The organism is Devosia sp. P1_H9 (genome assembly GCF_056405135.1).
The window spans coordinates 170283-188216 of sequence record NZ_JBFUCQ010000001.1; the positions used below are offsets into that span (position 1 = coordinate 170283).

The window sequence follows — 17934 nt, forward strand, 5'->3', positions numbered from 1 at the left end:
AACCCCCGCCCTTCCCCAAACCCGTCCGGCCACGCTAGAAGCAACGGATGACCAACCATCTCTCGCGCTCCACCGCCACCTTCATCGGCTTCGCCGCCGTGATGCTGTGGTCGCTGCTGGCCTTTTTCACCGCCGCCAGCGGCACCATGCCGGCCTTCCAGCTGACTGCCGTCACCTTCGCCATCGGCGGGCTGTCGCTGCTGGTGCTGCGCCCCGGCGCCATCAAAGCGATGCGCCAGCCGCTGCCGGTCTGGCTGCTCGGGGTGGTCGGCCTCTTCGGCTACCACTTCTGCTATTTCTTCGCGCTCAGGAACGCGCCGCCGGTCGAGGCCGGGCTGATCAACTACCTCTGGCCGCTGCTGATCGTGGTGTTCTCCGCCCTCCTCCCCGGTGAACGGCTGAAGTGGCAGCACGTCGCCGGCTGCGCCCTGGCGCTCAGCGGCGCGGTCCTCGTCGTCACCCGCGGCCAGGGCTTTGGCTTCGATCCGCAATATGCCGTCGGCTATGCCGCTGCGCTCTGCGCCGCCCTCATCTGGTCGGCCTATTCGGTGCTGTCGCGCCGCTTCGCCGCCGTCAGCAGCGATGCCATCGCCGGCTTCTGCCTCGTCACTGCCGTCCTCGCCGCCATTTGCCACCTGCTCCTCGAGCAGACCATCTGGCCCACCGACCTCTGGCAATGGGCTGCGCTGATCGGGCTCGGCCTCGGCCCGGTCGGGCTCGCCTTCTATGTCTGGGACATCGGGGTGAAGCGCGGCGACATCCAGGTGCTCGGCGCCGCCTCCTACTCCGCGCCCCTGCTCTCCACCCTGATCCTGATCCTCACCGGCTACGCGACCTACAGCCACATGATCCTGATCGCCTGCTTGCTGATCACCGCTGGCGCCGTCCTCGCCGCCAAGGACCTGCTGTTCCGCCGCCGCATCGCGGTTGCCGAATAGAAAAGGCCGGGATCGCTCCCGGCCTTCATGCTTCACACCAGCGCAGACTTCAGAACAGGAACGCCGCCGTCGCCGGGTCCGACCCGACGCGGCCGCTGCCCTTGTTCAGGCCATTGATCTTCGCCATGTCGTCGGCATCGAGCTCGAAGCCGAACACGTCGAAATTCTCCACGATGCGCTCCTTGTGCGTCGACTTCGGGATGACGATCAGCCCCTCCTGCAGGTGCCAGCGGATGATCGTCTGCGCGATCGACTTGCCGTGCTTCTTGGCGATCGTGCCCACCGTCGCATCGTCGAGCATGCGGCCCGAGCCCAGCGGGCTCCAGCTCTCGATGATGATGTTGTTGGCCTTGTGGAAGTCGCGCTTGTCGCGCTGCTGGAACCGCGGATGCAGTTCGATCTGGTTGACCACAGGGGTCTCGCCGGTTTCCCCGATGATGCGCTCGAGATGATCCTGGTTGAAGTTCGACACGCCGATCGAGCGGATCCGCCCCTGCGTCTTCAGCTCCACCAGTGTCTTCCAGGCTTCGACATATTTGTCCTGGCTGGGCACCGGCCAGTGGATCAGGAACAGGTCGAGCTGGTCGATCCCCAACGCATTCATTGTCGCATCGAAGCTCTTCAACGCCAGGTCGCGGGCATGTCCGCCGTTGCGAAGCTTCGACGTGATGAACAGCTGATCGCGTGGCACGCTGGAGCGCTTGATCGCCTCGCCCACGCCCTCTTCGTTGTTGTAGCCCTCGGCCGTGTCGATGGACCGGTAGCCGGCTTCTATCGCGTCCGTGACGACGCGCGCGGTGATCGCCGGGTCGACCTGCCACACACCCAGCCCCAGTTGCGGGATGGAATTGCCGTCGCGAAGTTTGATGGATGGAACCGATGCCATTTACTGCCTCCGAGTATTATCGATGAGACAAGCCGGCCGCAGGACGTGACGCTTAGGGCGGACGGCGATGTCTGGTGTGCGGCGGTACAATGCCGCCGGTGGGGAAAGGTTCAGGCGCCGCGGATCCACGCCCGAGCAGACGCCTTCATCGTTCATAGACGATATCGCCTCCAGCGTCATCTGCCGGTGCTTCCGGAAAGCTAAGAACGGGTCGTTTCGCCCGTTCGATCAAATGCGCTGTATCGCAGTTGACTCCCCGCCCGCCTTCAACGGTTAATTGCTCACGAGGGCAACCGTGATGGACGACGGAATTCGGAGCTTGCACACGTCTGACCAACCCGGCTCGGAGGGGTTAGGCCAGCGCCTGAACAGCTGGAAGGAGATCGCCGCCTTCTTCGGCAAGGACGAACGCACGGTGAAGCGCTGGGAAACCATCCGCGGCCTGCCGGTGCGCCGTGTGCCTGGCGGCACCAGAACGTCGGTCTTTGCCTATGTGAACGAACTCGAGGCCTGGCTGAGTGCCCCGCGTCCGATGGTCATCGCAGCAGGTCCCATCGAGGCCACGTCTGCGCCAACCCGCCGGCGGTTGTTCCTGCCCATCGCCGCAGTGATGGCGATCCTCGGCCTCATCACTATCGGCTTGGTCGCCACCGCCCCATCCCGGCCTGATGCAGCGCCACCCATCCCGTCCGAGGCCCGCGCCCTCTATGACGACGGCGTCATCGCCTGGACCAGCCGCACCGCTTCCGGCTTTGCCACCGCCATTGAGAAGTTCGATGCAGCGCTGGCGATCGCACCCGGCTATGCCCGCGCCGAGGTCGGCCTCGCCAACGTTTACAACCTCATCAGTCAGTACACCTCGGCGCCCGCGCCGGAGTCCTACGCCAAGGCCAAGGCCGCCGCCGAGCGTGCCATCACGCTCGATCCCGCTTTGGCCGAGGCCTATGCCGCCCTCGGCTTCAACGCCTTTTACGGGGAGCACCAATTCGCCCGTTCTGCCGAGCTGTTCGAAAAGTCGCTTGCGCTCATGCCGGACAACGCCCAGGCGCTGCACTGGTACGCACTGACCTCGATGCACATGGGCAAGTTCGAGCGCCCGCGCGAACTGATCGACCGCGCCCTTGCCCTGCAGCCGGACTCGCGCTCCGTCCGCGCCAATGCCGCGCTGATCCACTACTACGCCGGCGATACCCAGGCCGCGATCGCCATGCTCGAGCAGTTGCGCCAAGCCAATCCCGACTACCTCGCAGTCCCCGCCTATCTCGCTACCATCTATCTCGACCAGCATCGCTACGCGGAGTTCCTCGATAACTACGAGATCTCCGCCCAGGTCGAAGGCAGTGCCGCCCGGCAGTTGATCGCCAAAACCGCGCGCCAGGCCCTATCAGCCGGTGGCGAAGCCATGCTCACCGCGATGCTCGCCGAGCAGAAGCGCCAGTTCCAGGCCGAGCGCGAGCAGGCCTACAAGGTCGCCGCCACAGCCGCGCTGCTCGGCGACAAGGACCAGGCACTCAGCTACCTCGAGACCTCTGTCGAACGCGGCGAAACTATTGGCCTGCTGGTCGAGCCGGAATTCCGCAGCCTGCGCAACGAGCCACGTTTTGCCGCCCTGCTCGCCCGCCTTGGCCTGCCGCTCCCCTAGATCTTCACCAACGCCCCGGTGACATACATCACGGCGCCGCCGGCGATCAGGCCGCCGATCACCGCCGGGGTGAACCAGGTCCCCGCCTTGCCCGCATTGCTGCGCACCAGGTATGCGCCGACCTCGATGATCACCTGCAGGATCGCGCCCGCTCCCACACCAAGCGCCAGTGCCGTCCATTGCGGCGCCGTGGCCAGGCTGCCGATCCAGAGGCCGACCACCGCAGGCCCGCCCGCCAGCACCGCCAGCGCCGCGAACGACCACAGCGGGACCTTCTCCTTGAGGATCGGCGCAGCGATGCCGATACCTTCGGTGACGTTGTGCAACGTGAACCCGGCGATCAGGAACAGGCCCAGCCCGGCCGCGCCGGACGCGAATGCCGCCCCGATTGCAAGGCCTTCGCCAAAGTTGTGCAGCCCGATGCCGAGCGCGATGAAGAACGCCAGTTGCACCCCGCTCGGTGCCCCGCGCCAGCGCCCTGCGGCCATCAGCACCAGGAAGCTCGCTGCTCCGGCCAGCACCACCAGCGCCGGCCCCTGGAACATCGCCGCGGCCTCGCCGGCCACCTCCAGCGCCTCGCTGCTCATGTCGACCAGCAGGAACCCAAGCAACCCAACCGTGAGCGCCAGGAGGAAGTTCATGCCCTCGCGGCCGATGCCGCGCAGGGCGGGATAGAACATCAGCCCCACACTTACCGGCAGCAGCCCGACGATCAACCCGATGATCGCCTGTGCGCCCAGTGCCGTAGCAGTTGGCTGCGGCGTCGGCACCGCCACCGCGATCTCATGATCGAACGTCGCCCCGGTATCGGTAACGAACCGCACCGCGTGCGCCTCTCCCAGCACCCACGGATAGGCGAGCGATACCCACGCGGTGGTGCCGCGCGGCAGCGGTCCGGGCGGGTCCTGCGCAAACACCCAATAGGCGTCGTCCACTTGCACCTGCGCGATCCGCATGTCAGTCGAGCCGCCTGCCCGCACCTGCAGCTTGACCCCGCTGCTGTCCAGCACCGTCCGCTCCACGGTCAGCCCCTCGACCGGCGGCGCGCCGTTGTCGAAGCTCCTCAGTGGGTCGGCAACGAACACCCAGGCCAGCGCTGCCGTCAGCGCCAGCATTGGCAGCAACACCCACAGCAGCCGCGTCCAGCCGGACGGCTTCGGCACAACATCGACGGTCTGGGCAGCATCGCTCATCTCAGGCCTCCACCACGTCGAACATGCCCATCCAGCCGAGCTCCGTGAACTCGGTCTGGTGCGCATGGAACATGTATTGGCCGGGCTCGTGCCTGGCATAGCTGAACTCCAGAATGCCGCGCTGCGCCTGGCACTGCGTGATCAGGTCCACGGTCCTGAGCGTCGGCGAAAGGTTCGTGCCCGTATCGTAGTAGTCGAAGAAGTTCGCGTGCAGGTGGAACGAATTGATCGGGTCGAACTCGGTCACGTTGACCAGATAGATCCGCACCGGCCGGCTCTTCTCGATCCGGATCGGCACCTTGGCGTAGGCATGGGCGATCGAGTTGACGGCGTAGAACTCGTTCTCGCTATCGAAATTGGTGTCGAAGGCGTTCATCACCATCACCAGTTCCTGCCAGCGCGCGTTCTCCGGCGTCCCCAGTAAGCGCGACTTCGCCACTTCCGCCGCCTCCGGATGCAATGCCGGATCGGGGTCGATGACGAACGCTCCGTACATGCCTTTGTGCATGTGCCGCCGCAGCGGCAGGGCGTGACAGTGATAGAGGTGGCAGCCAAAGGGAAAAGCGTCGAACTCGTAGACGAAGGTCTCGCCGGGGTTGATCAGCCCAGCCCCGGGCACCCCATCCATCCGCGCCGAATGGATGCCGTGGAAGTGCATCGAGTGTGGGTGCGAGCCGAAATTCTTGAAGGTGATCTGCAGCCGATCGCCCTCCTTGGCCCGGATCGCCGGCCCCGGTACACGGCCATTGTAGGTCCAGGCCGGGAACTTCACGCCTGGCGCAATCTCGATCTCCCTGTCGATCGCCTCGATCACGAAGCTGCGCAGGGTCCGCCCGTCGGGCAACGTCGAGACGGTGCCGGTCTCCCACTCGGTCAGCAGCTGCGTTGCGGTGAAGCCATTGGCGCCTTCATCGACGTCGCCCACCGTCATCATGTCGCCATGCGCCGAGTGCGCCCCGCCATAGGCGGCGTCGCTAGGCTCGGGCGCCACATCGGGGGTCGCCATGCCGGCGTGCCCCGTGTGGTTTTCCTGCCCGAGCGCTCCCTTCAGCGCGACAGCCGTACCGCCGGCCGCCGCAAGGCTTGCCCACAACAAATCTCTGCGCCGCAGGGATGATTCCGACGCCAAGCCAGCCTCCAATTGCGAATGGTTCGCATTTGCGATGCTAGCAGAACGCCAGAACGCTGCAAGTGCATATCATTTGCAAGATCACGAGCCGTAAGTGGCGGGTGGAGACGGGTCTTAGTCCACCCCTCAGCTATCGGTCCGAAGAGCTAGCTCGTGAGCGCCAAGCGTCAGATCACTCGTCCGGCGGGATCACCGTCACGTCGGTAATGCCGATCGTCTCCAACTGCGGCAGGATGGACTGCGGATCGCCCGCGATGACCACCACCGCACGCTCCAGCGACGCCATCGACTGCGCTGCCGCCTGCACCGCCGGCAGCTTCAGCGCCACGATCTCATCGAGCTTGCCGTTCAGTTCCTCCGCCGTCAGCCCCATGCCGGCGGCACTCATCACGAGCCCGAACAGCCCGCCCGACGTCTCAACCGAACCGGCTGTGCCTGCCGCCGTCGCCATCACCGTCCGCGCCAACTCCGCATCGGCCACCGGCACCGACGCCAGGCTGCCGAATCCCGCGATGATATCAGCCAGCGCCGGCCCCACCTTGTCCGCCTGCACCGCCGACGAAACCGTCAGCATGCCGCCCGTCGGGATGTTCGACCACACCGACGCATCGACGCCGTACGAATAGCCATGCGTCTCGCGCAGCACCTGGTTCAGCCGGCTGGTGAAATCCCCACCCAGCAACCGCGCCACCGCAATGGTCTCCACCAGTCCCGGATCGTTGAACGCTGGCGCCGGCCGCGCCAGGTAGATGATCGCCTGGCTGTCGCCGACGCTCGGCGCGATATAGACCTTGAGCCCCTCAGCGAACGCCGCCGACGGATGCGGCACTGGCTTCAGCCCGGCACTGTCATTGCTCCACGCGCCGAACGCCCGCTCGAGCTCTGGCTTCACCGCATCGAGCCCGATCGCGCCGACGCTGTAGATCGTCATCGTCCTGGGCGTGAAGAGCCTGAGGTGCATGGCCCGGGCTTCGTTGACCGTAAGCGCATCCACCGTCGCCGGCGTGGTCTCCAGCGCCGCCCGCCCTTCCGGGATCGGGAATGCCAGTTCCTCCATCGCGTAATAGGCAAGGCTGCCCGGATCCATCTTGCGATAGGCCAGCCCTTGCTGCACCTCGGCGCGCAGCGCCCCCCACTCGCTCGGCTCGAACCGCGGCCGCAACACCGCATCTGCCAACAGGTCGACGCCCGCCCCGAAATCCTCGGGCGGCACCGCCAGCACCACTGCGGTCTGCTGCATGTCCGCCTGGCCCGATAGGTCAGCGCCAATATCCTTGGCCGCCTTGCTGAACGCCTCGAAGCCGCGCTCGCCCGCCCCACGCGACATCATCATGGCAGTCAGTTCGACCAGCCCTTCCTTGCCCGGCTCGTCGCTGCCGCTGCCGCCAGCCACCGATGCCGCGACCAGCACGCGTGGCGAGTCGTCCGTCTTGTAGTGCACCAGCCGGATGCCGTTCGACAGCGTCGCCGTCTCGATCGGCGGCAGCTCGGCTTGCCCAGGCTTACCCGCCGCCAGCATCGGCACACTGACCACGGGCCGCGGCGCCGCGGCGATCGGCTCAGCGGTGCCCGAACTCGCCTTCAGCACTGCCGGATAATCGCTGCGTGCACCTGGCGTGATGGTCAAGACGCTCAGCGCCTCCGGCACCACCAGCGCCCGAAACGCTGCTTCCACCTCCGCCGCCGTCAGCGTCAGCAGCTTCGGATCATCACCCAGCCCGGGCGAATCCGCGCCATAAAGGTCGAAGCGCGTGGCCAGCGCCCGCGCCCGATCCAGCATCGACTCTGCGCTGAGCTGCCGGCCAAGCCGCAGCGACCGCCGCGCCCGCTCGATATCCGCCGCATCGAGTGTCGAGGCTGCAAACCCGGCCACCGACTTGCGCAGCGCCGCCTCCAGCACATCCGGCGCGACGCCCGGCGCCGCCGTTGCCGAAATCAGCAGCCGCCCGCCGAAGCGCCCGGGATCCCAGCCGGCACTCGCATTGATCGCGATCCCAGTGTTCACCAGTTCGCGCCGCAGCACGCCGTACTCGTAATTGCCCAACAGGTCCGTCGCTACGGTCAGCGCCACGCTCTGCGGTGCATCCACCCCCGGCCCCGCTACAGCCAGCACCACGATCGGCGATGGCAGCCTGTCGGTGAAATCCAGCCGCAACGCCACTGGCTTCGGCGCGCTCGCCGTCGGTACCGTCACGTCGGCGCCTCGCGGCACCAGCCCGAACGTCTCGGCGATCATCGCCTTCACCGCCTCGACGTCGAAATCTCCAGCCAGCGACAGCACCGCATTGTTGGGCACGTAATACGCATCGAAGAATGCCTTCACGTCCTCGAGCTTGGCCGCATCGACGTCGGCGATCGAGCCAATCACCGATTCCGCGTAGGGGTGCGGCTTGGGGAACAGCGCCGCACGCAGCGCTTCCATCCCCGGCTGGCCGGCGCTGTCGAGCACAGTCTGCCGCATCTCGTTCTTCACCACGTCGCGCTGCAGGTCGAGCTCGCGCTGATCGACTGCGCGCCCGAGATTGGCCATCCGGTCGGCTTCCACCGACAGCAGCACCGGCAATGTCGAGGCCAGCGCATCATCGACATAGATCGTCCGGTCTTCCTCGGTGAAAGCGTTGTTCTGCACCCCGAGTGCCGAGTAGGTGTCGTCGATCCGCGGGTATTCCTCGGTGCCGCTGAACATCAGGTGCTCGAACAGATGCGCGAAGCCCGAGCGGCCTGCCGGCTCGTTCATGCCGCCGACCCCGTAGACCAGCGCCAGCCCCACCTTGGGCACCTTATGGTCCGGTGCCAGCAGCACTTCCAGCCCGTTGTCGAGCCGGTACTGCACCACCGGCGGCTGATCCTCGGCAGTTGAAGCTGCAGTCCCGGCCAGCACGAAACCGACAACAACGAGTAGCGAACCAATAAGGCGCATGCAGTAGATCCTGATGAAAAGCGCGCCATTCATGGCATCGCCGGCGGCCCCAGTCCACGCATACGTCTCGCATCGACGGGATGCGGCGCCCCCGAACGTGCACTATATTACCCCGACCATGGCCAACGACACCGACACCAAGCCGCGCACCAAGACCGTGCCCAAAGTGGCGCGTCCGCCGCTCTACAAGGTGATCCTGCTCAACGACGACTTCACCCCGCGCGACTTCGTCGTGCGCGTGCTGAAGGCCGAGTTCCGCATCACCGAGGACCAGGCCCACCGCATCATGATCACCGCTCACACCAAGGGGTCCTGCGTCGTCGCGGTATTCACCCAGGAGATCGCCGAGACCAAGGCGAACCGCGCCACCGAAATGGCGCGCAACGAGGGCTACCCGCTGCTTTTCACCACCGAACCCGAAGAATAGCGCCGGTTGACCGACAGCCGACCACGGACGGCAAGGCGGGCTGAACCAACAAGGCCGGCGGCAGTCGCCACCGGCCCAGCGCGGGCTCGGTCAGTTGGCCTTCAGCACTTCCTCGAGCTGGTCGGTGACCATGCCCCAGCCTTCGTGGAAGCCCATCTGCTCGTGCGCCGCCTTGTCCTCGGCGTTCCAGTGCTGGCAGCGCGCGATGTAGCGCGTCTTGCCGCCGATATCCTCGAACGTCAGGGTCACCGTCATGAACGGCTTCTCGCTCGCCTGCCAGTCGCCGGTATAGGCATCCGTGAACACCAGCTTCCGGTTCGGCACCACTTCCAGGTACTGGCCGGCATTGGGGTACTCGGTGCCATTCTCATCGACCATGGTGACGACGTTCCCGCCTCCGGGCCGCAGGTCGAGGCTCGCCTCCGATGTCGTCCACGGCCGCGGCGCGAACCACCTCTTCATCAGTTTGGGGTCGGTCCAGCCGCGGTACACCTGTTCCACCGGCGCATCGATGATCCGTGCCAGCACCAGCTGGTTGTCGTTCTCGGGGGCGATATCGAGCTTCGTTGTCATGTCGGTTTCCTCTGTTTTGAACTGCCTGTTCGACTTCACGACGAAGCACGCGCGCTGGAATCGACAGCCCCGGCGAAAAAACCTCGGAAAAAACGAAGGGGCCCGGAGAATGCTCCGGGCCCCTTGCATTGGTTAGTCAGGCGCTCAGTTCGCCCAGGTGGTGTACCCGAGCTTCATCGTCGTCCCGACAAAGCCGTTGACGCGGAACTGCGAGATGCGGCCCTGGTTGGTCTTGGCGCACACATAGGTGCCCGGCGGGACATCGGCGAGCGGGATGCTGTCGGACGAGAAGCTCTCTTCCGAGCACCCTTCATAGCCACGGTTCGAGCCGTCGCCGAGTGCGAGGCCGGCACCGGCCTGCGGCGTGATGTACTTCTCCACCGCAGTCACCGCCTGGTACCAGATGTCGGTCCCGCCACCGCCCACGTTGCCGTTGTCGAGGTTGGCCGTGTAGGTCTGCTGCAGATCGATCGGACCGGTCGAGAACGTATCCGGCACTTCCGGCGGCTCGGGCGGTTCCGGCATCGGCGGCGCACCGACATAGACCGTCAGCGACGACGCCTTGTTGTTGATCTGCGGCACCAGCGGCCCGGTGTCGGTGGTCACGATCTTGCAGACGCCACCAAGGTTGGTGTCCTCGCAGAGCTTGGCCTTGGCACCGCCGAACAGCTGCACCGACGAGATCTTGTTGTTGAACGTGGCGTTCAGCGCATTGCGCGTCCCCAACCCGACGCAAAGGTCGTCGCCGTTGAAATTGCTGCCGACATAGAAGCAGGCGCTCGGCTCTTCTTCCGGCTCAGGCGCTGGTCCGGGCCCGGGCGCCGGCCCGTCGCCGCAGTTGATCGACATGGTCGGGCCGCTCGGCGTCATGCTGAAACCGAAGCTGCAGTCCGGATTGGAACCGGAGCCTTCTTCGATTGCCTCCTCGTCGTCGTCGCCGGCCGTGGTCAGGTAGTTGGCGCTCACCCAACCGTCCGGGCCGGAATGCTCGACGAAACAGAAATTCGATGGCGCACACTCGGTGACGTTCACCACCTCGCCGGCCGTCAGTTGGTCGACGATACCGAATGTCTTTCCGGGTCCGGTGCGCACATTCACTGCCGATTTGGCTGCGGCTTCCACCGCAAACGCGCCGGCGGTACTTATCAGCATGCCGGCCGCGACCAGCGCGGCGGTCATGACGAGCCGATTGATGCTCATTTCCCTCATCCCTCTCCTCTGCAGGGAATGCATTTCCCCGCATACGATACGCAGACAACCACTTCCGCTGTGAACCGGCCGTGAATACTGGCGTTTCGCTCCGTTCATCCCCCCTTCATCCAGTTCTCGCGAAACTCTTATAGCCCTTCCCGCAACCAAGGCCCTCGCGCTACCGTTGCTCCACCGAACCCGCCCGATTCCGGAGATGCCCATGTTGCGCTTGCCGTCGAGCCTCAAGGTCCTGGCTCTAGCAACCGTCCTCGCCCTTCCCGTGGCGATACCCGCCGTCGCCGGCCCGGCCGAGAGCGCGCTGCTTGCCAAATATGACGGCAACTGGCGCGGCACCGGCAAGGTCGTCGGCCCCGATCCCGGCACCGTTGTCTGTCGGCTGACCTTCAAGGCGTCGACCGCCGGCAAGCTCACCTATTCCGGCCGCTGCTCGTTCGGCGGCTCCGGCGCTGCCAGCTTCCGCGGCACCATGGTCTACAACGACGCCAAGAACCGCTATGAGGCCTCGTCGTCAGCCCAGGGCGCCTCGACCACCACGGTCGGCAAGAAGGTCGGCAGCACCATCGTCTTCGCCTCCACCGGCATTAAGACCAGCTACGGCACTGCTTCCTCGGTGATGACGCTGAGCGGCAGCAGCATCAAGCTGGCCTTCACGCTGGTCGACAAGAAGGGCCAAACCACCGCCTCGGCCATCAGCTTCAAGAAGAGCTGATCTGTCAGGACTGTCGATCTGCGCAAAGCGCCGGCATCGCGGCAAGCATCCGCTAACCGCAACGGACGATCCTTTTGCCGCGGCCCGCGCAAAACGGCCACTGCGCGGTCTTTTGACGACGCTAGCCCGACGCAGCTTCTCGCAACGGCGTAAGCAGCCACGCGTTGTTCCTCCTCCTGAACCCAGGAGGAGCCAATGAGTGACGTCAAGGTTGGGTATTTCGTCGGCAGTCTGGCCAAGGCCTCCATCAATCGCAAACTGGCCAAGGCGCTGGTCCGCCTTGCGCCGGCCGAGATGAAGATGACCGAGATCGGCTTCGCCGACCTGCCGCTCTACAATTACGACTACGACGCCGATTTTTCCGCCGGTCGCCCGTGCCTTCAAGTCAGCCCTGGCCGCGGCGGAGGCGGTGCTGTTCGTCACCCCCGAGTACAATCGCTCGATTCCTGGCGGGTTGAAGAACGCCATCGACTGGGCGAGCCGCCCATGGGGACAGAACTCCTTCGCGCGAAAACCCACGGCCATCATCGGCACGTCACCGGGCGCCATTGGCACCGCCGTAGCGCAGCAGAACCTCCGCAGCGTCATGGCCTTCTGCGACTCGCCGCTGATGAACTCGATCGAGGCCTATATCCAGTTCAAGCCAGGCCTGATCACCGACGACGGCGACGTCACCAACGAAGGCACTGCCGAGTTCCTGCGCAACTACATGGTGGAGTTCTACGGCTTCATCGAGCGCGTCTATACCGCCATCCCGCGCCCTGCCTTGCAGTAGCGTCTGACCGGTTCCTAGGCCTCGACCCGGGCGTAGCGCAGCTTCGCCCGCTCCTTTGCCCTTGCCGCCAGCACCTCTCGATCGCGCTTCGGCGCGTCGGTTTCGAGTTCCTTGAGCAGGCGCTTGATTACCCTCTCGATGTCGTCGACGGCATCGTTGAAGGCGGCCTCATTGGCCTTCGATGGGTGCGTGTAGCCCGAGATCTTGCGCACGAACTGCAGCGACGCATCATGCACCTCGTTGCGTGTCGCCGGCGGCTCGAAGTTGAACAGGGGGCGGATGTTGCGGCACATGGCATGATCTCCGGATGCTCTGACAGATCGAAAACTCGCACCTCAGGCGAGCCCGGACAAGGCTTTGCCTCGCCTGGTCACTTAAGTATCTGGTTCAGCACTGACAAGTTTCGCCCTCCGTTGCGACCTCACGTCCCCGGAACTTCTGCAGCCTCGATGTCGATCCACCGCTCGACCTGCTCGAGCTGGACGCCCACCGCCTCGACGACCTCGGCATCACGCTTGCAGCCGTACGTGACGCGATCGACGCCCGCTGATGAGGTAACATCCACCCGAGAATCACGCCCGATCGGACCCGCTCTGGAAACCACCCTCTATCCACCCGTGAAGAGCTTCCTCGAAGCCGCAGGCTACTCCGTCAAGGGCGAGGTCGGTGGCTGCGATCTCGTTGGCCTCCTCGAGGGCGAGCCGCCGCTGGTCGTGATCTGCGAGCTCAAGCAGAGCTTCAATCTCGAGCTGGTGCTGCAGGCCGTCGACCGGCAGGCACAGAGCGACGAGGTCTGGATCGCTGCGCGCACCTCGGCGACCGGGAAGGGCCGCGAGCGCGACCGCCGCTTCCGCGATCTGTGCCGCCGGCTCGGCCTCGGCATGCTCGGCGTCAGCGCCAGCGACCACGTCGAGATCATCGTCAGCCCCATCGCACCGATGCCGAAGAAAAACACCCGCAAGCGCATCCGGCTGGTCGAGGAGCATCGGCGCCGGAAGGGCGATCCAACCGCCGGCGGCAGCACCCGCCAACCCATCATGACGGCGTACCGCCAGCAGGCTCTCGCCTGCGCGGCCGCGCTCCAGCAGGGCCCGCTCCGCCCCCGCGACCTCAAGGCCACAACGCCGATCGCCGCCAAGATCCTGCTCCACAATGTCTACGGCTGGTTCGACCGCATCGATCGCGGCCTCTACGGACTGACCGATGCCGGACAGCAAGCGCTGCAGCGCTGGCCGCTCGACGCATAGGGCCCGCGCTCCGCGACAACTTGCACCGGCTTCATTCGCGCCGGGGGTTCCCTTCCCCACCTGCTTCGGTTACAGGACCCGCTTAGCCCACAGAGTCTGCCGCCCAAGCCCGCGCCACCGCGCGTCTTTCCGCGCGCCCGAACATACGAGCCCCAGATGCCAAAACGCACCGACATCAAATCGATCCTCATCATCGGTGCGGGGCCGATCATCATCGGGCAGGCCTGCGAGTTCGATTACTCCGGCACCCAGGCGTGCAAGGCGCTCAAGGACGAGGGCTACCGGATCATCCTGGTGAACTCGAACCCGGCGACGATCATGACCGATCCGGATCTCGCCGACGCCACTTATGTCGAGCCTATCACCCCGGAAGTCGTCGCCAAGATCATCGAGCGGGAGCGTCCCGATGCGCTGCTCCCCACCATGGGCGGCCAGACAGCGCTCAACTGCGCGCTCAGCCTCAAGAAGATGGGCATCCTCGACAAGTTCAACGTCGAGATGATCGGCGCCGACGCCGAGGCCATCGACAAGGCCGAGGATCGCGAGCTGTTCCGCGATGCCATGAAGAAGATCGGGCTCGAAACCCCGCGCTCCATGCTGGCCCACAACACCATCGAGGCGCTGCAAGCCCTCGAGGTCATCGGCCTGCCCTGCATCATCCGCCCCAGCTTCACCCTTGGCGGCACCGGCGGCGGCATCGCCTACAACAAGGAAGAATACCTCGCCATCGTCGAAACCGGCGTCGACGCCTCGCCGACCGACGAGGTGCTGATCGAAGAATCCGTGCTCGGCTGGAAAGAGTACGAGATGGAAGTCGTCCGCGATCGCAACGACAACTGCATCATCATCTGCTCGATCGAGAACGTCGATCCGATGGGCGTCCACACCGGCGATTCCATCACCGTCGCGCCGGCCCTGACGCTGACGGACAAGGAATACCAGATCATGCGCGACGCCTCGATCGCGGTGCTCCGCGAGATCGGCGTCGAGACCGGTGGCTCCAACGTGCAGTTCGCCATCAACCCGGCCGACGGCCGCATGATCGTCATCGAGATGAACCCGCGCGTTTCGCGCTCCTCGGCCCTCGCGTCGAAGGCCACCGGCTTCCCGATCGCCAAGGTCGCCGCCCGCCTTGCCGTCGGCTACACCCTCGACGAACTCGAGAACGACATCACCGGCGGCGCTACCCCCGCCTCGTTCGAGCCGACCATCGACTACGTCGTCACCAAGATCCCTCGCTTCGCCTTCGAGAAGTTCCCCGGCGCCGACAAGCGCCTCACCACCTCGATGAAGTCGGTCGGCGAAGCCATGGCGATCGGCCGCACCTTCCAGGAATCGCTGCAGAAGGCCTTGCGCTCGCTCGAAACCGGCCTCACCGGGCTCAACGAGATCGGCATTCCCGGCTTCGTCTCCGGCGCCCCCGAGGACGACAACGAGAACGCGGTCTTTGCCGCCATCTCCACCCCGACGCCGGAACGCCTGCTGCACGTCGCCGAAGCGATGCGACTGGGCTACAGTCTCGACGACATCCACGACGCGTCCAAGATCGATCCGTGGTTCCTCGAGCAGATCCACGGCCTCATCGAAACCGAAAAGAAGGTCCGTGAACTGGGCCTGCCCGACACCGCTGGCGCGCTCCGCGGCCTCAAGGCCATGGGCTTCTCCGATCGCCGCCTCGCCGATCTCGCTGGCAAGCAGGCCAAGGACGTGCGCGCGCTCCGCAAGTCGCTCGGCGTCCGCCCGGTCTACAAGCGCATCGACACCTCTGCGGCCGAATTCGCGTCGCCCACCGCCTACATGTATTCGACCTACGAGGCGCCCTTTAACGGCCAGCCCGAGGACGAGGCGCGCCCCTCTGATAGAAAGAAGGTCGTCATTCTCGGTGGCGGCCCCAACCGCATCGGCCAGGGCATCGAGTTCGACTATTGCTGCTGCCACGCGGCCTTCGCGCTCGCCGACGCGGGCTACGAGACCATCATGGTCAACTGCAATCCCGAGACCGTTTCCACCGACTACGACACCTCCGATCGCCTATATTTCGAGCCGCTGACCGAGGAAGACGTCATCGAGATCCTCGAGACCGAAAAGCAGAACGGCACGCTGCACGGCGTCATCGTGCAGTTCGGGGGCCAGACTCCGCTGAACCTCGCCGACGCGGTCGAAAAGGCCGGCGTGCCGATCCTCGGCACCCAGCCGTCCTCGATCGACCTCGCCGAGGATCGCGACTTGTTCTCGAAACTGATCAGCCGCCTCGAGCTCACCCAGCCCAAGAACGGCATCGCCTACTCGCTGGAGCAGGCCCGCCTCGTCGCCGAGCGCCTCGGCTACCCGCTGGTGATCCGCCCATCCTACGTGCTGGGCGGCCGCGCCATGGCGATCGTCCACTCGCCCAGCGAGTTCGAGCGCTACGTGCAGGATACCCTCACCGGCCTCGTGCCGCCCGACATCCTGATCCGCTACCCCAACGACAAGACCGGCCAGATCAACTCGGTCCTCTCCGACAACCCGCTGCTGTTCGACGGCTACCTCAGCCGCGCCATCGAGATCGACGTCGATTGCCTCTCGGACGGCCAGGACGTGTTCGTCTGCGGCATCATGGAGCACATCGAGGAAGCCGGCATCCATTCCGGCGACAGCGCCTGCTCGCTTCCGCCGCAGCACCTTTCGGACGAAGTCATCGCCGAACTGAAGCGCCAGACCACCGAGCTCGCGCTCAGCCTCAAGGTTGGTGGCCTGATGAACGTCCAATACGCGCTGAAGGACGGCGTCATCCACATCCTCGAGGTGAACCCGCGCGCCTCGCGTACCGTGCCCTTCGTCGCCAAGGTCATCGGCCAGCCGATCGCCAAGATCGCCTCGCGCATCATGGCCGGCGAGAGCCTCGCGAGCTTCAACCTCGTTGAGAGGAAGCTCGACCATGTCGCGGTCAAGGAAGCAGTTTTCCCGTTCAACCGCTTCCCCGGCGTCGACACAGTGCTCGGCCCCGAGATGAAGTCGACCGGCGAAGTCATCGGCCTCGACTACAACTACCCGATGGCCTTCGCCAAGTCGCAGCTCGGCGCCGGCTCCAAGGTGCCGCGCGAGGGCACGGTGTTCGTCTCCGTCCGGGACGACGACAAGCCGCTGATCCTCGACTTCTGCCGCCACCTCGAGCACGCGGGCTTCAAGCTCGTCGCCACCTCGGGCACTCACAAATACCTGGTGGAAAACGGCATTCCCGCCACCAAGGTCAACAAGGTACTGGAAGGCCGCCCGCACGTCGTCGACTCGATGAAGAACGGCGGCGTGCAGCTGGTGATCAACACCACCGATGGCGCCAAGTCGATCTCCGACAGCCGCGACATCCGCCGCACCGCGCTGATGGGCAAGATTCCCTACTACACGACGATCCCCGGCGCCGTCGCCGCGGTGGAGGGCATCATCGCCTACCGTGAGGGCAACCTGACCGTACGGCCTCTACAGGATTACTTCGCGGCCTGATCCGGCTCACTCTCCGGGGTGAACCGCGCAGTGAACAGGCGAATAGAATGGGGGCGCCAGGATCGTCCCCATTCCCGTCTTGGGATCAAAGGCGAGAACCGCATCGTTCGGTTTGCCCGCAATCTGCACTACGGCGTTAGCAAACTGTCAGTCTCGATCCAATAAAACCGCGCCTCATGCAGTGGTGGATCGATCTCTTGAGCCCGTTCGTCGCGGGACTGGCCGGCGCGCTGGCGAGCGGCCTGCTGGTGCGCGCCCTGTTTCGCCCGCTGCCCGAGCGCCAGGGCTGGCGCAGTCTCCGCCCGAGCCGGATGCACTGGATCGGCATCATGGTGGGTACCGGCTTCGTCTGCCTGATGCTCTACGTCCGGCTCTTCGTCGGCTCGGCGCGGGCCGATGCGGCCTCCCAGATGCAGATCCTGACGCTTCTCATGCTGGTGTTCGCCCTGTGCGTACTGGTCGCAGTCGCGCAGGTCCGCGCCATCGTGCGCGCCGATGTTCGCTGGCGCGGCACGAGCCTCGACTATGCCGCGCCGGATGGCACGCGCATCACCAAGGACCTTTCGCAGGTGGTGGGGATGGAGCGGCGCTGGACCGGTCATGTCCTGATTGCATTTGCTGACAGCGACGTGCTCAAGCTCGACGGCAACGTCGCTGGCGTAGATGACCTTTGCAGCCGGATCATCGAGATCGACGAACGGCTCGCCGCGGACATGCCGCTATAGCGACCCCTGCTGCGAAGCTGTTCCTTCCGGGCGTAAAATCGACCGGCGTTGCCGACATCCAGCCGCATCGCGGATCTT

Annotated in this window: 15 protein-coding genes and 1 pseudogene; 8 read left to right on the plus strand and 8 right to left on the minus strand. The window is 65.4% G+C overall.

Annotation, left to right across the window (positions count from 1 at the left end; all coding sequences use genetic code 11):
• Positions 1-47: 47 nt before the first annotated feature.
• Entirely contained in the window at positions 48-938 is an 891-nt protein-coding gene (yddG, locus tag AC1DYL_RS00820; protein ID WP_477171697.1) for an aromatic amino acid exporter YddG, read from the plus strand.
• A gap of 49 nt (positions 939-987) precedes the next feature.
• Here the strand turns inward: yddG and AC1DYL_RS00825 are convergent, their stop codons facing one another.
• Positions 988-1824 carry an aldo/keto reductase gene (locus AC1DYL_RS00825; protein WP_477171698.1) on the minus strand — a complete coding sequence of 279 codons (837 nt, stop codon included), beginning with the start codon at positions 1822-1824 and terminating at the stop codon, positions 988-990.
• A 319-nt stretch (positions 1825-2143) separates the two neighbouring features.
• Between AC1DYL_RS00825 and AC1DYL_RS00830 the strand changes: the two genes are divergently transcribed.
• On the plus strand, positions 2144-3466 hold the full coding sequence (locus tag AC1DYL_RS00830) for a tetratricopeptide repeat protein (protein WP_477171699.1): 1323 nt from the start codon (positions 2144-2146) through the stop codon (positions 3464-3466).
• On the opposite strand, the gene AC1DYL_RS00835 is transcribed toward AC1DYL_RS00830, so the two are convergent.
• The 3 genes from AC1DYL_RS00835 to AC1DYL_RS00845 all read right to left on the minus strand — a co-directional run bounded on the left by AC1DYL_RS00835 (position 3463) and on the right by AC1DYL_RS00845 (position 8708).
• Positions 3463-4659 (minus strand): ZIP family metal transporter, encoded by a 1197-nt coding sequence (locus AC1DYL_RS00835; protein WP_477156658.1) that lies wholly within the window; start codon positions 4657-4659, stop codon positions 3463-3465. The two genes, AC1DYL_RS00830 and AC1DYL_RS00835, sit on opposite strands and share 4 nt — an antisense overlap.
• A 1-nt stretch (position 4660) precedes the next feature.
• Positions 4661-5752, minus strand: coding sequence for a multicopper oxidase domain-containing protein (locus tag AC1DYL_RS00840; protein WP_477171700.1), 1092 nt, complete (start codon positions 5750-5752; stop codon positions 4661-4663).
• Between the two features lie 208 nt (positions 5753-5960).
• Positions 5961-8708 carry a M16 family metallopeptidase gene (locus AC1DYL_RS00845; RefSeq protein WP_477171701.1) on the minus strand — a complete coding sequence of 916 codons (2748 nt, stop codon included), beginning with the start codon at positions 8706-8708 and terminating at the stop codon, positions 5961-5963.
• 118 nt (positions 8709-8826) lie between these two features.
• Here AC1DYL_RS00845 and clpS point away from each other — a divergent pair, with 118 nt between their 5' ends.
• Complete coding sequence (clpS, locus tag AC1DYL_RS00850; protein ID WP_477149066.1) at positions 8827-9135, plus strand: ATP-dependent Clp protease adapter ClpS; 309 nt, start codon at positions 8827-8829, stop codon at positions 9133-9135.
• A 90-nt stretch (positions 9136-9225) separates the two neighbouring features.
• Here the strand turns inward: clpS and AC1DYL_RS00855 are convergent, their stop codons facing one another.
• Together AC1DYL_RS00855 and AC1DYL_RS00860 are read right to left on the minus strand one after the other, a co-directional pair.
• Positions 9226-9708 carry an SRPBCC family protein gene (locus tag AC1DYL_RS00855; protein WP_477156655.1) on the minus strand — a complete coding sequence of 161 codons (483 nt, stop codon included), beginning with the start codon at positions 9706-9708 and terminating at the stop codon, positions 9226-9228.
• A 144-nt stretch (positions 9709-9852) separates the two neighbouring features.
• The gene (locus AC1DYL_RS00860; RefSeq protein ID WP_477148897.1) at positions 9853-10908 is read right to left on the minus strand and encodes an SH3 domain-containing protein; all 1056 of its coding nucleotides are present in this window, start codon (positions 10906-10908) and stop codon (positions 9853-9855) included.
• A 211-nt stretch (positions 10909-11119) separates the two neighbouring features.
• Here AC1DYL_RS00860 and AC1DYL_RS00865 point away from each other — a divergent pair, with 211 nt between their 5' ends.
• Positions 11120-11629 carry a hypothetical protein gene (locus AC1DYL_RS00865; RefSeq protein WP_477171702.1) on the plus strand — a complete coding sequence of 170 codons (510 nt, stop codon included), beginning with the start codon at positions 11120-11122 and terminating at the stop codon, positions 11627-11629.
• 195 nt (positions 11630-11824) lie between these two features.
• A pseudogene (locus AC1DYL_RS00870) lies at positions 11825-12404 on the plus strand (NADPH-dependent FMN reductase).
• A gap of 14 nt (positions 12405-12418) precedes the next feature.
• On the opposite strand, the gene AC1DYL_RS00875 reads toward AC1DYL_RS00870, so the two are convergent.
• Complete coding sequence (locus AC1DYL_RS00875; RefSeq protein WP_477156652.1) at positions 12419-12697, minus strand: DUF2277 domain-containing protein; 279 nt, start codon at positions 12695-12697, stop codon at positions 12419-12421.
• 128 nt (positions 12698-12825) lie between these two features.
• Positions 12826-12969: a hypothetical protein gene (locus tag AC1DYL_RS00880; RefSeq protein ID WP_477149071.1), complete on the minus strand. Its 144-nt coding sequence runs from the start codon at positions 12967-12969 to the stop codon at positions 12826-12828.
• Positions 12970-12997: 28 nt separating this feature from the next.
• Here AC1DYL_RS00880 and AC1DYL_RS00885 point away from each other — a divergent pair, with 28 nt between their 5' ends.
• The 3 genes from AC1DYL_RS00885 (at position 12998) to AC1DYL_RS00895 (ending at position 17856) form a co-directional block, all read left to right on the plus strand.
• Positions 12998-13651: a DUF2161 domain-containing phosphodiesterase gene (locus AC1DYL_RS00885; protein WP_477149065.1), complete on the plus strand. Its 654-nt coding sequence runs from the start codon at positions 12998-13000 to the stop codon at positions 13649-13651.
• 156 nt (positions 13652-13807) lie between these two features.
• Positions 13808-17131 carry a carbamoyl-phosphate synthase large subunit gene (gene carB / locus AC1DYL_RS00890; protein WP_477171703.1) on the plus strand — a complete coding sequence of 1108 codons (3324 nt, stop codon included), beginning with the start codon at positions 13808-13810 and terminating at the stop codon, positions 17129-17131.
• Between the two features lie 197 nt (positions 17132-17328).
• Positions 17329-17856, plus strand: a complete 528-nt coding sequence (locus AC1DYL_RS00895; RefSeq protein WP_477171704.1) for a hypothetical protein — start codon at positions 17329-17331, stop codon at positions 17854-17856.
• Positions 17857-17934 lie beyond the last annotated feature (78 nt).

Bases quoted from the DNA above. Each gene is read 5' to 3' on its own strand.
- AC1DYL_RS00865 (WP_477171702.1), top strand. From the start codon at position 11,120: ATGTTGCGCTTGCCGTCGAGCCTCAAGGTCCTGGCTCTAGCAACCGTC.
- yddG (WP_477171697.1), top strand. From the start codon at position 48: ATGACCAACCATCTCTCGCGCTCCACCGCCACCTTCATCGGCTTCGCC.
- carB (WP_477171703.1), top strand. From the start codon at position 13,808: ATGCCAAAACGCACCGACATCAAATCGATCCTCATCATCGGTGCGGGG.
- AC1DYL_RS00835 (WP_477156658.1), bottom strand. From the start codon at position 4,659: ATGAGCGATGCTGCCCAGACCGTCGATGTTGTGCCGAAGCCGTCCGGC.
- AC1DYL_RS00875 (WP_477156652.1), bottom strand. From the start codon at position 12,697: ATGTGCCGCAACATCCGCCCCCTGTTCAACTTCGAGCCGCCGGCGACA.
- AC1DYL_RS00855 (WP_477156655.1), bottom strand. From the start codon at position 9,708: ATGACAACGAAGCTCGATATCGCCCCCGAGAACGACAACCAGCTGGTG.
- AC1DYL_RS00860 (WP_477148897.1), bottom strand. From the start codon at position 10,908: ATGAGCATCAATCGGCTCGTCATGACCGCCGCGCTGGTCGCGGCCGGC.
- clpS (WP_477149066.1), top strand. From the start codon at position 8,827: ATGGCCAACGACACCGACACCAAGCCGCGCACCAAGACCGTGCCCAAA.
- AC1DYL_RS00825 (WP_477171698.1), bottom strand. From the start codon at position 1,824: ATGGCATCGGTTCCATCCATCAAACTTCGCGACGGCAATTCCATCCCG.
- AC1DYL_RS00845 (WP_477171701.1), bottom strand. From the start codon at position 8,708: ATGCGCCTTATTGGTTCGCTACTCGTTGTTGTCGGTTTCGTGCTGGCC.